At 39.2% G+C, this 12,563-nt stretch carries 17 protein-coding genes; 12 read left to right on the forward strand and 5 right to left on the reverse strand.

Going from position 1 to position 12,563, the window contains the following annotated elements:
- The first annotated feature begins 368 nt into the window (after nucleotides 1–368).
- Entirely contained in the window at nucleotides 369–803 is a 435-nt protein-coding gene (locus ACFQ4X_RS05830) for a YlbF family regulator (RefSeq protein WP_379833656.1), read from the forward strand.
- 3 nt (nucleotides 804–806) lie between these two features.
- Here the strand turns inward: ACFQ4X_RS05830 and ACFQ4X_RS05835 are convergent, their stop codons facing one another.
- Nucleotides 807–1,130, reverse strand: a complete 324-nt coding sequence (locus ACFQ4X_RS05835; RefSeq protein ID WP_379833657.1) for a hypothetical protein — start codon at nucleotides 1,128–1,130, stop codon at nucleotides 807–809.
- A gap of 113 nt (nucleotides 1,131–1,243) precedes the next feature.
- On the opposite strand from ACFQ4X_RS05835, the gene ACFQ4X_RS05840 reads away from it, so the two are divergent.
- Entirely contained in the window at nucleotides 1,244–1,519 is a 276-nt protein-coding gene (locus tag ACFQ4X_RS05840; RefSeq protein ID WP_379833659.1) for a YlbG family protein, read from the forward strand.
- Nucleotides 1,520–1,560: 41 nt separating this feature from the next.
- Here ACFQ4X_RS05840 and ACFQ4X_RS05845 read toward each other — a convergent pair whose 3' ends face one another.
- On the reverse strand, nucleotides 1,561–1,938 hold the full coding sequence (locus ACFQ4X_RS05845) for a DUF7147 family protein (RefSeq protein WP_379833660.1): 378 nt from the start codon (nucleotides 1,936–1,938) through the stop codon (nucleotides 1,561–1,563).
- Nucleotides 1,939–2,277: 339 nt separating this feature from the next.
- Here ACFQ4X_RS05845 and rsmD point away from each other — a divergent pair, with 339 nt between their 5' ends.
- Both rsmD and coaD read left to right on the forward strand, forming a co-directional pair.
- Nucleotides 2,278–2,832, forward strand: coding sequence for a 16S rRNA (guanine(966)-N(2))-methyltransferase RsmD (gene rsmD, locus ACFQ4X_RS05850; protein WP_379837056.1), 555 nt, complete (start codon nucleotides 2,278–2,280; stop codon nucleotides 2,830–2,832).
- 20 nt (nucleotides 2,833–2,852) lie between these two features.
- Entirely contained in the window at nucleotides 2,853–3,341 is a 489-nt protein-coding gene (gene coaD / locus ACFQ4X_RS05855) for a pantetheine-phosphate adenylyltransferase (RefSeq protein WP_379833662.1), read from the forward strand.
- Here coaD and ylbJ read toward each other — a convergent pair.
- On the reverse strand, nucleotides 3,338–4,555 hold the full coding sequence (gene ylbJ, locus ACFQ4X_RS05860; protein WP_379833663.1) for a sporulation integral membrane protein YlbJ: 1,218 nt from the start codon (nucleotides 4,553–4,555) through the stop codon (nucleotides 3,338–3,340). The genes coaD and ylbJ overlap by 4 nt on opposite strands.
- A 129-nt stretch (nucleotides 4,556–4,684) precedes the next feature.
- Between ylbJ and ACFQ4X_RS05865 the strand changes: the two genes are divergently transcribed.
- Entirely contained in the window at nucleotides 4,685–5,482 is a 798-nt protein-coding gene (locus ACFQ4X_RS05865; protein ID WP_379833665.1) for a patatin-like phospholipase family protein, read from the forward strand.
- The gene (locus tag ACFQ4X_RS05870) at nucleotides 5,469–6,512 is read left to right on the forward strand and encodes a SepM family pheromone-processing serine protease (protein ID WP_379833666.1); all 1,044 of its coding nucleotides are present in this window, start codon (nucleotides 5,469–5,471) and stop codon (nucleotides 6,510–6,512) included. The genes ACFQ4X_RS05865 and ACFQ4X_RS05870 overlap by 14 nt, the downstream gene beginning before the upstream one ends.
- A gap of 151 nt (nucleotides 6,513–6,663) precedes the next feature.
- Here ACFQ4X_RS05870 and ACFQ4X_RS05875 read toward each other — a convergent pair whose 3' ends face one another.
- Nucleotides 6,664–7,869 carry a nucleotidyltransferase gene (locus ACFQ4X_RS05875; protein WP_379833668.1) on the reverse strand — a complete coding sequence of 402 codons (1,206 nt, stop codon included), beginning with the start codon at nucleotides 7,867–7,869 and terminating at the stop codon, nucleotides 6,664–6,666.
- A 151-nt stretch (nucleotides 7,870–8,020) separates the two neighbouring features.
- On the opposite strand from ACFQ4X_RS05875, the gene ACFQ4X_RS05880 reads away from it, so the two are divergent.
- The 4 genes from ACFQ4X_RS05880 to ACFQ4X_RS05895 all read left to right on the forward strand — a co-directional run bounded on the left by ACFQ4X_RS05880 (nucleotide 8,021) and on the right by ACFQ4X_RS05895 (nucleotide 10,264).
- Nucleotides 8,021–8,539, forward strand: coding sequence for a YceD family protein (locus tag ACFQ4X_RS05880; protein WP_379833669.1), 519 nt, complete (start codon nucleotides 8,021–8,023; stop codon nucleotides 8,537–8,539).
- Nucleotides 8,540–8,590: 51 nt separating this feature from the next.
- Nucleotides 8,591–8,764 (forward strand): 50S ribosomal protein L32, encoded by a 174-nt coding sequence (rpmF, locus tag ACFQ4X_RS05885; protein ID WP_066240492.1) that lies wholly within the window; start codon nucleotides 8,591–8,593, stop codon nucleotides 8,762–8,764.
- Between the two features lie 79 nt (nucleotides 8,765–8,843).
- The gene (locus tag ACFQ4X_RS05890; protein ID WP_379833671.1) at nucleotides 8,844–9,605 is read left to right on the forward strand and encodes an enoyl-CoA hydratase/isomerase family protein; all 762 of its coding nucleotides are present in this window, start codon (nucleotides 8,844–8,846) and stop codon (nucleotides 9,603–9,605) included.
- 89 nt (nucleotides 9,606–9,694) lie between these two features.
- Nucleotides 9,695–10,264 carry an RsfA family transcriptional regulator gene (locus tag ACFQ4X_RS05895; protein WP_379833672.1) on the forward strand — a complete coding sequence of 190 codons (570 nt, stop codon included), beginning with the start codon at nucleotides 9,695–9,697 and terminating at the stop codon, nucleotides 10,262–10,264.
- Between the two features lie 32 nt (nucleotides 10,265–10,296).
- On the opposite strand, the gene ACFQ4X_RS05900 is transcribed toward ACFQ4X_RS05895, so the two are convergent.
- On the reverse strand, nucleotides 10,297–10,776 hold the full coding sequence (locus ACFQ4X_RS05900) for an N-acetyltransferase (RefSeq protein WP_379833674.1): 480 nt from the start codon (nucleotides 10,774–10,776) through the stop codon (nucleotides 10,297–10,299).
- Nucleotides 10,777–10,942: 166 nt separating this feature from the next.
- On the opposite strand from ACFQ4X_RS05900, the gene ACFQ4X_RS05905 reads away from it, so the two are divergent.
- Together ACFQ4X_RS05905 and ACFQ4X_RS05910 are read left to right on the forward strand one after the other, a co-directional pair.
- Nucleotides 10,943–12,286, forward strand: a complete 1,344-nt coding sequence (locus tag ACFQ4X_RS05905; protein WP_379833675.1) for an acetyl-CoA carboxylase biotin carboxylase subunit — start codon at nucleotides 10,943–10,945, stop codon at nucleotides 12,284–12,286.
- A gap of 19 nt (nucleotides 12,287–12,305) precedes the next feature.
- Nucleotides 12,306–12,518 (forward strand): acetyl-CoA carboxylase biotin carboxyl carrier protein subunit, encoded by a 213-nt coding sequence (locus ACFQ4X_RS05910; protein ID WP_066289134.1) that lies wholly within the window; start codon nucleotides 12,306–12,308, stop codon nucleotides 12,516–12,518.
- Nucleotides 12,519–12,563: the final 45 nt, after the last annotated feature.

The following is a 12,563-nucleotide window of genomic DNA, read 5'->3' on the forward strand; positions in this document are numbered from 1 at the left end:
TTTTTTATTTAATCTTGTAAGTAGTTGATTTCCGCTCCAGGATGCTCACTTTCCGCGGGGCGTGCGGTGAGCCTCGATAAAAGTGCTGCTCCTACGTCTACAAGAAAATCCTGCCGAAGCATGATTCCTCGTCGCATGCCTTACGAGAAGTATACTCAGGTAGCTGGCACGCTGCTCCCGCAGGAGTCTCGCACCTTACGCTCCAATCAACTTGTCAATGAAAAGAGGTAACAAAATACTCAAAAGCAACAATCTTTTTAGAAAAGAACAGCCTTTTATTTACTGCTAATAGACAGCTATGCTTTTAACTAGAATCATTATCCGCTATAATATAAAGGAAACCTCATACCTAAAGGGAGGTGTGTTGTATGAGTTTAGATCAAGTTGTATTGCTGGAAGAGTCTTTAACATTAGCAGAAATGGTTTCAAGTTCCAGCATTGCATTAGAATATAAAAAATCCAAATACATTTTGGAACAAGATAAACAGGCTCAGGAGATGATTTCACGCTTTGCAGATATGAAAGAGAAGTATGAAGAAGTGCAAAGGTTTGGTAAATATCATCCTGACTTTCATACAGTTTCTTCACAAGTGCGTACGCTTAAGCGGGAACTTGATTTTCATGAGAACATAGCAAACTTTAAGAAGGCTGAAAAAGAGCTTGAAAAGCTTCTTATTGAGTGCAGCAGAATCATAGCCCACAGTGTTTCGGAGCAGATTAAAGTACCGACAGGCAATCCGTTTTTTGACGAGAGTTCTTGCAGCGGAGGCTGTGGATCAGGGGGTTCTTGCGGGTGTGCATAGAATCTAAGGATTCCTTAGTCTGATACAATCAAAACATAAGTTGCCGCAGCAGAACATTTTTTCCTGCGGGACCAGGAAACGCATACGGAAAACATAAAGGTTTTCTTCTGATCTGACAAAATTCAGTTCCAATGTCAGACGCTTTCCTTTCATTGATTTTACCGCATGTTTTTTCAAAATGTCTGTTGTGGCATCAAGTGATGTGTGTGGAACAACTGTTACATATACAAAAGGGATACCTGCCTTTATTTTTTTTTCGATATTGATTACTTCAGGATCTGGGTTGGTACGATTTAAAAAATCTTCCCATATGATATTTAAGTCCATACATCATCACATCCTTATCTAACAAGTATTATGGGTAAAATATAGTATCGCAGCTTTACAATGTTTGTGTAATTATAGAGGTATGAAAATTTTTAATTAAAGGGGCTTATGTTATGATTGGTAACCGTCGTGGACTTTCTGTCTTTCTACATTCCTTAAAATTCTCTAAGCAGCTGCGGCGCTACGGAAATGTTCATTACGTTTCCAGAAGACTTAAATATGCTGTGTTATATTGTGATGGAAACAAAACAGACGAGATTGCAGCAAAGCTTGAATCACTGCACTTTGTAAAAGAAGTAAAGAAATCGCACAAACAGGAAATCAAAACCGAATATGAAAGCAAAATTGCTGATAAAGCAAAAGAATATGATTATAAAATGGGTATTTAAAAAACAGGCAAGCAAAGCGTAAAAGCTGCTGCCTGTTTTTTTTAGGTTAATGGCGGGATTAAATAGTTAAGTCTTAAGATGCCGGTCAGGTAATGGAAATAGAGCTCAGTTTCAGCAAAATCTGTTGATGGTTTTACATCAAAAGAAATAATTTCCTTATTGATCTCAGCGGCTTTTACTTCAAACAGGCTGTAGCGTTTCGAAGGCATAGGTATTCCTTCGCGGCATATGTATAATGGCTGGAATTTGCCCTCTGATGCAGGGTTAAGAACTACTACAACTGATGCATATTCTTTGTCTTCTTTTTTTACCCTCAAACACAAAAGCTGTGAAACTCTATTTTGATTTGTTCCCATAATTTCAAAAAGCTCATATAAATCAGAATACCCTTCACCAAGCTCAATAAATCGTTGAATCATATTAAAATGCTCCTTTCTCCTTCCTCAATGTAGCATAACAAAAAGCCGTTATAAAGGGATTTTGCATGAAAAAAACCTGCAGCATTTGCTGCAGGTTGCCTTTAAAACAAAATCACTTCTGTTCAAAGGCGATGGGAGAGGAGAAACCGGATGAAGAACTTATGGGGAGTAAGTCTTCTCCGCGGTTGGCAACAACATCGTTCGTGATGTTGTTATATGTAGTATGACCTCTTTTATTTTGCTCTATACTTATTAGTAAAAGATTTGATTGTTTGATTACGTGTTTACTTGTGATAGGATAGGTAATGGAAAAAAGGATAAAAGAATCAGGTGAAAAACGTGAGAGTAATAGCTGGAGAATGTAAAGGAAGACCACTTAAAGCTGTACCGGGAACGAATACGAGACCTACTACCGATAAGATTAAGGAATCCATTTTTAACATGATCGGTCCTTTTTTTGAGGGGGGAACAGGTCTTGATCTTTATGGCGGAAGCGGAGGTCTTGGACTCGAAGCATTAAGCCGAGGTATGAATCATTTTATATTCATTGATAAAGACCAAAAAGCTATACATACCATTAAAGAAAATATTAAACAATGCAACTATGAAGAAAAAACTGAAGTTTTTAGAAATGATGCAAAACGTGCGTTGAAAGCGCTTCATAAAAGAGAAGTTCGATTTGACATGATATTTCTCGACCCTCCTTATGCAAGACAAATGCTTATTAAAGATATGGAAGAGATAGATAAGCTCGAACTGCTTGCAGATGATGGAAGCATTGTAACGGAACATGGGGCAGACGTTTCACTGCCTGAGCAGGTTGGCAACTTTCATCGCATAAGACAGGAAACCTACGGGAAAACGACGACGATTTCTATTTTTAGACGCATTTAAGAAAATAAGAGGTGAAGATTATGCCAACGACTGCTGTTTGTCCTGGAAGCTTTGATCCTGTTACAAGAGGTCATCTGGACATTATTAAACGCGGAGCAAAAGTATTCGACGAAGTAATTGTAGTAGTAGCCAATAACCAGAGCAAAGACCCTTTGTTTACAGTAGATGAAAGAATTGCTTTATTAAAAGAAGTTACACAAAAGTTTCCTAATGTTAAAGTAGATTCTTTCAATGGTCTTCTGATCGATTATGTGAAAAGTATCGGTGCGAATGTTATCTTAAGAGGACTTAGAGCCGTTTCGGATTTTGAATATGAAATGAAAATAGCATCTATCAATAAAAAATTGGACGATGAGGTCGAAACATTCTTCATGATGACCAATAACCAATATTCATTCTTAAGTTCAAGCATTGTAAAAGAAGCTGCAAAATATCATGCTAACGTATCAGATTTGGTTCCAGAAGTCGTAGAAGAAGCTCTTAAAGAAAAATATAACAGCCCCCGTTAGTAACGGAGGCTGTTTTTCTTAATAAGTTTTCGATGCCAAATAAATATGGAAAGCAATAAAAATCCAAGGGTAACATAGTGGCTATGTGCCAGCGCTGCCATACCGTAATTTCCAAAATCCGCACTTTTATCGGTAATGAAGGCAAATGCTGGAGCAGCTCCGCTTTTAACGTGGTACAAATAAGGGAATACTAAAACACAAATAATGGCAGACAAAAATCCATGCATGATTCTGGCAATAAAGAATGGTTTAAACTTTATATCAGTATCTGCAAGAATACTGGCTACTTGTGCCTGTACAGAAAAACCGCTAAATGCCAAGATGAAACTTGTAATCATTGCCTGCTGTAAAACAGAGGATTGAGCAAGACTTGTTAAATTGCTGCCAAGCGTAATTTCAAAAATTCCTTTTATTAATGGAAGACTTAATGTTTCCGAAAGTGAAAACAGAAGGAAGATATAGCTCATAAGCTTTGATAAAAGATCTGCAACATGCAGCAGATCCATCATTCGGCTTAATACCGAAAACAGAATGATAAAACCGCCTATCATTAAAAGGGTTTTAGTGGACTGCTGAACGGCATCACCAAGCAGCTGACCAATAGGGCGGTTATCAGCCAGCCTAGCCTCGTGCATGTGTTTAAAAGCATTTTTGAGTCCTTTCCCGCGATAAATATCATTTTGAGTACTTTCGTCTTTTTTCCAGCCATGAAATCTCATGATTAATCCGACAACGAAATTTCCTAAATAATGACTGACGGCAAGAACGATACCAAGGGCAGCATTATGGAAAAAGCCAACAGCGATCGCGCTGAACATAAAGAGAGGGTTAGAACAGTTTGTAAAAGAAACGAGGCGTTCTGCTTCAATGGTAGTAATTTGTTTTTGATGCCAAAGACGGGCTGTTAATTTCGCTCCTGCAGGAAAGCCGGACGAGATTCCCATCGCCCAAACGAATCCTCCAGATCCAGGCACACGAAAGAGCGGCCGCATCATGGGTTCAAATAAGACACCAATAAGATGTACGACACCAAAACCCATCAAGACCTCTGATAAAATAAAAAAAGGCATAAGAGAAGGAAAGACAACATCCCACCACATTTTGAGTCCGTTTACGGATGCTATAAAGGTATCTTTTGGGTATATAATAATGGAGAAAGCAATAATGATTGCCGAAGCAGCCAGTAAAAATGATTTTAAATGTGCTTTATTCATAAAGGGGAGTGCTCCTCTCACTAAAAAATTACGCAATGCTTACTTGTCCTCATCCTTATTTATACGTATAGCGAATCTCTTTAGACCATATGTTAAAAAAAGACGATGCTTCCAAAGGAGGAGCAAAGGATGACTGAACCCAAAATCGGACTTGCTCTAGGATCTGGCGGTGCTAGAGGCTTTGCGCATCTTGGAGTGGTAAAAGCGTTAAGAGAAGCCGGAATTCCAATTGATATGGTAGCTGGAAGCAGTATGGGAGCACTTGTCGGTGCAATGGTTTGCATCGGACAAAGTGATGAAAACCTATATAAAATGGCAAATCTTTTTAAACGGAAATATTATATGGACTATACGGTTCCTAAAATGGGCTTTATTACAGGCAAAAAAATAAAAGAATTAATAAAACTTCTTACAAAGCAAAAGCATATCGAACAAACGGAAATTCCTTTGGCGATCGTTGCAACTGACTTGCTGCATGGTGAAAAAGTTGTGTTCAGAACAGGTCCGATAGCTGAAGCAGTAAGAGCGAGCATATCTATTCCTGGAATTATGGTTCCTGAAAAGATAGATGGCAAGCTGTTAGTGGATGGCGGCGTAATTGACCGTGTACCCGTATCTGTAGTTCGAGAGATGGGCGCAGATTTAGTTATTGCTGTGGATATATCTCATTTTAAAGCCGAGCATGAGGTATCTTCTATTTTTGATGTGATTATTCAAAGCATAGATATCATGCAGCGTGAAATGGTCAGGTGGCATGAAGTATCTGCCGATATTATGATTCGTCCAATGGTTGAGCAATTTAGCTCTACAGCGTTTAAAGATGTTAATGACATCATTGCTATAGGAGAGGAAGCTGGCAGAAAGCAGGTTCCAAAAATATTAGAAAAGATTAAGACGTGGAAGGAGTCATCGAATGACCATCAATAGAGATGAGAAGAAGAAAAATTTTTTCTCGCAAAATAAATTTGTAATCTTGTTTTTAATCGCATTTGCATTCATCGCTTTTTATCCCCTTCCTTACTACATTACTTCTCCTGGAGATGCAAGGGAGCTAGATCCGATAATCCATGTAGAAGATGGTGATGAAGATGAAGGGGTCTTTATGCTTACAACCGTATCGATCGGAACAGCAAATATACCACAGTACATATGGGCAAAATTCAGCGATTATCGAGAAGTAATACCTGCAGATCAAATCAGAAGCGAAGATGAAACAGATGAGGAATATAATCAGCGGCAGCTGCAAATGATGGAAGATTCTCAGCATGCGGCAACAATCGTTGCATATCAAGAAGCAGGAAAGAAAGTCGACATAGAATATCACGGTGTGTATGTGACTGGAATCATGTCTGGCATGCCTGCAGAAGAAAAATTAAAAGTTGGAGATAAGATAATAGCAGTTGACCATAAACCCGTTATGGAAACTAAAAAACTTTTAGAAGTGCTAAGTCCGAAAAAAGCAGGGGATAAGGTAGACCTGACTATTTTACGCGGTGACAAAAAGATGAACGTTGCTTTAAACATTGAAGAGTTCCCAAAAAAGTATGTGCAAGATGAAGGTCCAAAAGCAGGACTTGGAATCACTTCACCTGTAGCAGATGTTTCTATTGTAACGAATCCTAAAGTTAAGATTGACACTTCTCAAATCGGAGGACCGTCTGCAGGTCTTATGTTTACTCTTGAAATCTTAGATCAGCTTAACAAAGAAGATTTAACACACGGCAAAAAAATTGCTGGAACAGGCACGATGGATCTACAGAAAAACGTAGGTCCAATCGGAGGGATTCAGCAGAAGATAGTAGCTGCTGATGATGCAGGAGCAGAAATATTCTTTGCGCCAGTTGAAGGCAACAACTATCGTGATGCTGTTAAAGTACAAAAAGACATCGGTTCGAAGATGAAAATCGTGCCAGTAAAGACTTTAGATGACGCTTTGGAGTATTTGGAGAAGCTATAATTTAAAAAAGGATGCAGGGTCCATTTTTGATGGGGCCTGCATCCTTTTTCTTAATTGTTTTTGAGGTTTTTAATCGTATTCAAGAATGAGTAGCTCGTTTAGCAGGATTTATCCTTGATAAACTAGCGCCTTACGAAATTTATGATCGTTCTTACTTCACCATCACCGGCGGAGTATTATACTCTTCCTTCTCAGCATCTAGCCTGTTTAATGATGCCCCTTGCGCATATACAAGGGACGTTTTCGCCTCCATCTTCAAACCTTCAAAATCATGTTTTGAGACAGTCGTCACCAGAGGTAGTTCTAATGATTTTTTTACAGTACTCAGATATTCGCGTCCTGTTTCTGTCATCCCTAAGACACGCAGATAGGCTGGAGGAGACTCTAAAATACGGTGCATATCCTCTTTATGAATTTTGTTCAGCACGTGAAGACATGCTCGCTGAAGTCTTGTCCATGTATATCGCTTCGTTTTTAAACGGGTCATAAACGAATGAAAGCTGTCAGAGTCCTTCATTGCATCGATCATCCTATTTTCTAATCCTTCTTCCACTTCATAAAACCTGTTTAATTCAGAAGGACTTGAAGATAATAGTTGATAACGAAGCAGCGGGTAAAAACGTTCCCAGTTCATTAAAGCACCCTTATACGCTTTTTCTTCTTTTAATATGTCAAAAGTAAAAGACGGCATATAGTTAACTGCCTTTTCAATATCGTGAGAGAATACAGCTTCCCGGATAGCAGTTGCACTTGCAATGTCTCCTTTTCCAAGAACTACATCATGATAATCCGCATTTTTTCGTTTTATAGTCAGCGGCTTTATAGCTGAACCGAGTTCCCGGCTTGCACGTATGTATTCAAACCCTAAAATATTATTTGGCTTGCTTAGATCAAGTGTCAGTGGCATATTAAGCTGTTCATAAGCCTTGGCAGCAGCTGAAGGATAGGAGAACCCTTGTGACATAAATTCACTTACATGTGATTGGTAGACATGGTCTTGGGAACTTACTAAATCAAGCGTTTCATGAAAAACCGAGACATCACCAGATTCGCTCCCAAAGCAGAAGGAATCAGCACCTGCTGCCTGAAGCAAATAGATGCTTCCAAATGCAAAACGGGGTGCGTGGCTTGTGGCATAAGCGTAAGGAAGTTCAATCACAAGATCAGCGCCTCCTAATAGAGCCATTTTCGTTCTTTTCCATTTAGAAAGCAGAGCAGGTTCCCCTCGCTGAAGAAAGTTTCCGCTCATAACAGCGATAATACAGTCAGCTTGTGTTACATTCTTGGATTCCTGCAAATGATAATAATGACCATTGTGAAAAGGGTTATATTCTACAACAACACCGCTAGCTCTCAATAATTCCACTCCCTTGACAGACCTTAAATCTTTTACGTTTACATTGTACTAAAAACAGTTTAAAATCAAAAGCATCACTGTAAAGATATAATATTGACATTTTATATTTTGACCGATATAATTACTACTGTTGCCTTGAGGTGATAACGACATGAAATGGTCACTACAGGAATTAAAGAATTTTTACCGTAAACCGTTAACATTTGAACAAAATGTTGATGTGAGCGGTGTGATGGAAAAAGACCCGGAGATCAGAAGCATTGATCCTGTTTACGTAGAAGGACATGCAGATGTTACTCAACAAAAAGCCACTTTTTATTTGACCATAAAAGGAAAAATGGTGCTGCCTTGTGCAAGCACATTGGTGGATGTGGAATTTCCATTTTCGGTAAAAACGACGGAAATTTTCATTTTCGACCCGAACTATACGGAATTTGAAGATGAAGAAAGCCTTCATAAAGTCGAAGGACATTACGTTGATCTTCTCCCTGTCATCGAAGAGCATATTTTGCTTGAGAAGCCGCTGAAAATAACGGCTGGTGATGTCACAGATGGTCCTGCTCCCAAAGAGGGAAAAGGATGGCAAAGGATAACGGATGAAGACCGTCAAAACAGGGTTGACCCGAGATTGGCTGGTCTGGCTAAATTTTTTGACAAAGACAATGAATGAAAGAATAGGTTATAATGATTCTTTCAAGACCTTTAAGGAGGTGGATACAAAATGGCAGTACCTTTTCGCAGAACATCACAAACTCGCCAAGCGAAGCGTCGTACACACTATAAGCTTTCCATGCCTGGTATGGTAAAGTGTCCACAGTGCGGAGAATACAAGTTATCTCACCGTGTTTGTCGTGAGTGTGGCTCTTACAAAGGAAAAGAAGTAGTTAGCAAGTAATGAAAAACAGGAAGCCTTATGCTTCCTGTTTTTTCATATACATAAAAAGAAGCGCTTTCTTTTATTGGAGGTGTAAGGATTGAGTGAGCAGCCTGTACTTTGGCATAAAGAAAATAATATCGGATGGGTAACGCTAAACCGTCCTTCTGTAAGAAATGCAATTAATTTTGAGGTGATGGAAAAATTATCGTCACTTTTGAATACAGCAAAAATGGATGATGATGTAAAAGTGCTGATTATTACGGGAGCAGGGACTAAAGCCTTCTGTTCTGGCGGGGATTTAAGTGCTTTTCACTCATTAAAAACAGAAGAAGAAGCATTTGGTATGCTCTCCAAAATGGGGGATGTGCTGGATAAATTATTTTTCTTTCCGAAACCAACTGCTGCATTAATAAATGGTTCAGCGGTTGGTGGAGGCTGTGAGATCGCTGCTGCTTGTGATATCAGGCTTGCACGGGCTGAAGCAAAAGTTGGTTTTATACAGGGCAAGCTTGGAATCACAACTGGCTGGGGTGGAGGCAGTTATCTTTTAGAGCGTATCGGGCAGACGGAAGCAATGGATCTTCTCTATAGTTCCTCTCCAGTTACAGCTAAGCAGGGAAAGGACCTCGGATTTATTCAATATGTAATTAAAGGAAGCAGTAAAAAGGAAACAGAACGTTATTTAGAGAGATACACTGCTCAGCCTCTTGGTGTCATCACTTCATATAAAACGCTGCAACTCAATAGGTTTGATCAGCAGAAAATTAAGCAAAATGTTCAGCATGAAATAAGAAGATGTGCAAAACTCTGGGCTTCTGATGACCATCATAGAAGAGTAGAGGCGTTCTTAAAGAAATAAACTTAACCCTCATTTTAGTAGAATAAAAAGTCTATCTTTTCTAGCACTAGCATATTCATATTACAAACCACTAAAATGGGGGGATCATAATGACCAATTTGCGCCAGGATGCCTGGACAAAAGACGAAGATGCGATTCTTGCAGAAGTTACACTAAGGCACATACGTGAAGGCAGTACACAGCTTGTAGCGTTTGAAGAAGTGGGAGAGAAATTAACAAGAACACCTGCTGCCTGCGGGTTTAGGTGGAACTCACTAATACGGAAACAATATGAAAAAGCGATAGCAGAAGCGAAAAAAGTTCGCAAAGAACGCAATAAAAGAAAAGGTAAACAGCTAGTTTCACAATCCTGCGATAATTCATTTTCTTTCAATGCAGAAGTCTATAACAGAAATGAAGGAGAGAAAAGTCTCTCACTGAATGAAATCATTGTATTTTTACAGCAGCTTCAATCAGAAGGACCATCCGCAAAAAATTTAGAAGCAGAAAACAAAGCTCTGCTTTCAAGGCTCCAACATATGAAAAAAGAAAACGGCACTCTAAAAAATAAGCTGGATAAACTTAATAAAGAATATGAATCTGTTTGCCGTGACTATAAAGAAGTACTGCAGATCATGGAAAGAGCTAGAAAACTTACAGAAGTACCTGTGAGAAATTAAAAAAAGATGGCATCTGCCATCTTTTTTTCACTTTATGCAAGCCGCTGTTCGCTTACTCCGGTTGGATACCATACATAAGGATTTTGTCCGCGGTCGCGGTCTTTATTATATGTTACTGCCTCAAACCCCATCTTCTCCCAAAAGCTGCCTGATTGCTGTCTTCCGTTAGTCTTGATAGGCAAATTAAACGTTTTGGCAAATTCCACAAGAGCTTTTCCAAGTCCTTTTGTTTGGTAATGCGGAAGTACTTCCAGTTTCCATAACTCTAAATAGTCTTGCGGAGGATCAAAATATTGATCATATGCCGCTTCGATCTGATATAAACTCATTCGTGCGACTAACTTATCACCGTAATAAATTCCGTAGAAAGGGGACTCGCTGTCGTTTTCGATCATATTATCTTGAAGGTCCTCGAGCATTGACAGTTCTTGTACACCATATTCCTTGAACTGTTTAAACTCTTCCAATGTTTTATAGTTAACTAATAATTTCTTAACTTCATATTGAAACATCTTCTCTCCCCCAGTCATTCTGTACTTTTCTCTATACTTATAGTATATACTAATTATGCTAAAAATTCTTTAAAAATAAAATATTCGTTTAGTTTGCGCTTTCAAAAAAGGAAAATGAGTCTTTTTGTCGAAAAAGGTAATGTTGACAACAGGAAGGAGGATTAACATGAAAAAAATCTTAATCGCTAATCGTGGAGAAATTGCACTTAGAATTATTCAAACGTGTAAAGAAATGAATATTGAAACAGTTGCCGTTTATTCTGATGCAGACAAAGACCTCCCTTTTGTAAAGGCTGCTGATGAGGCAATACATATTGGGGAATCCCCGGTTGCCAAATCTTATTTGCAAAGTGATGCCATCTTAAAAGCCGCTATCGAGCAAAAAGTGGATGCTATTCACCCGGGCTATGGCCTTCTATCTGAAAATGACGAGTTTGCTAAAAAAATAGAAGAAGCAGGTATTAAATTTATTGGTCCCTCACCTCAAACGATCGAGTGGATGGGTGACAAGATCATGGCTCGCAAAACGATGCAGCAAGCAGGCGTTCCAATCGTTCCGGGTACTATCGAACCGATCGAGGATGTCGAAGAAGGCGTTAAACTTGCTGAGCAGATCGGCTACCCTGTTATGCTAAAAGCGAGCAGCGGCGGCGGCGGAATCGGAATGGTAAAATGCGAAAATAAAGAAGATCTTCATAAGCATTTCGTATCCTCGCAGCAGCGGGCTAAGAACTATTTTGGCTCCGGAAGAATGTTTATTGAAAAATGCATTGAAAACGCAAGACATATTGAAGTTCAGGTAATGGGTGATACACATGGAAATATTGTTCACCTGTACGAACGCGACTGCAGCATTCAGCGTCGAAATCAGAAAGTGGTAGAAGAATCTCCTTCCCCTTTTTTAACTGAAAGTCTTCGTTCAAAAATTACAGAAGCTGGGGTGGAAGCAGCCAAAGCTGTAAATTATGTGAATGCAGGAACAGTAGAATTTGTAGTGAGTGAGAACGGTGATTTTTACTTCTTGGAAATGAATACACGTCTTCAAGTGGAGCACCCCGTGACAGAAAGCATTACAGGACTTGATTTAGTAAGATGGCAGATTCAGATCGCACAAGGTGAAGCTTTGCCGCTCGCTCAAAACGAGATCATGAACAAAGGGCATGCGATGGAATTCAGACTGTATGCTGAGGATCCTGTTACCTTCTTCCCAGCCCCAGGAAAGATAGAAGAATTGGTATGGCCAGAAATGGATAACGTAAGAATTGATACAGGGTATGAAAGCGGAAATCAGGTTACACCTTTTTATGACCCAATGATTGCGAAGATTATTGTAAGCGATTCCAATCGTGCTGAATGTCTAAATAGTGCAAAGCATTTCTTTGACAGCATTCAGATTAAAGGGCTCAAAACAAACGTGCCGCTTTTTCGACAGCTTTTAGAAGAAGAAGGGTTTAGAAAAGGGAACTACACAACAGATTTCCTTAGCAAGAGATCAGTAAGCAAACCGTAAACAAAAAGGAGAGAGAAACATGAAAGAAATTACAGCATCTATGGCAGGAACAGTATGGCAAGTATTAGTAAGTGAAGGTGATGAAGTAACAGCAGGACAAACGGTTATCATTTTGGAATCTATGAAAATGGAGATTCCTGTTGATGCTGCAGATGCAGGAACAGTAGAAAGCATTAAGTTTGCATCTGGCGATTTTGTAAATGAGGGAGACGTACTCGTTACGTTGAAATAAAAGTTATGCTTACATTCTGAGCGAGCGCTCACTCTCTTGAAGGAG

The sequence above is a fragment of the Fictibacillus halophilus genome (assembly GCF_042680145.1).
Lineage (GTDB): Bacteria > Bacillota > Bacilli > Bacillales > Fictibacillaceae > Fictibacillus > Fictibacillus halophilus_A.

Coding starts and splice junctions, on each gene's coding strand:
- ylbJ (WP_379833663.1), bottom strand. CDS start 4,555: ATGAATAAAGCACATTTAAAATCATTTTTACTGGCTGCTTCGGCAATC.
- ACFQ4X_RS05840 (WP_379833659.1), top strand. CDS start 1,244: ATGATTGGTAACCGTCGTGGACTTTCTGTCTTTCTACATTCCTTAAAA.
- ACFQ4X_RS05835 (WP_379833657.1), bottom strand. CDS start 1,130: ATGGACTTAAATATCATATGGGAAGATTTTTTAAATCGTACCAACCCA.
- ACFQ4X_RS05910 (WP_066289134.1), top strand. CDS start 12,306: ATGAAAGAAATTACAGCATCTATGGCAGGAACAGTATGGCAAGTATTA.
- coaD (WP_379833662.1), top strand. CDS start 2,853: ATGCCAACGACTGCTGTTTGTCCTGGAAGCTTTGATCCTGTTACAAGA.
- ACFQ4X_RS05905 (WP_379833675.1), top strand. CDS start 10,943: ATGAAAAAAATCTTAATCGCTAATCGTGGAGAAATTGCACTTAGAATT.
- ACFQ4X_RS05895 (WP_379833672.1), top strand. CDS start 9,695: ATGACCAATTTGCGCCAGGATGCCTGGACAAAAGACGAAGATGCGATT.
- ACFQ4X_RS05845 (WP_379833660.1), bottom strand. CDS start 1,938: ATGATTCAACGATTTATTGAGCTTGGTGAAGGGTATTCTGATTTATAT.
- ACFQ4X_RS05830 (WP_379833656.1), top strand. CDS start 369: ATGAGTTTAGATCAAGTTGTATTGCTGGAAGAGTCTTTAACATTAGCA.
- rpmF (WP_066240492.1), top strand. CDS start 8,591: ATGGCAGTACCTTTTCGCAGAACATCACAAACTCGCCAAGCGAAGCGT.
- ACFQ4X_RS05870 (WP_379833666.1), top strand. CDS start 5,469: ATGACCATCAATAGAGATGAGAAGAAGAAAAATTTTTTCTCGCAAAAT.
- ACFQ4X_RS05880 (WP_379833669.1), top strand. CDS start 8,021: ATGAAATGGTCACTACAGGAATTAAAGAATTTTTACCGTAAACCGTTA.
- ACFQ4X_RS05900 (WP_379833674.1), bottom strand. CDS start 10,776: ATGTTTCAATATGAAGTTAAGAAATTATTAGTTAACTATAAAACATTG.
- ACFQ4X_RS05865 (WP_379833665.1), top strand. CDS start 4,685: ATGACTGAACCCAAAATCGGACTTGCTCTAGGATCTGGCGGTGCTAGA.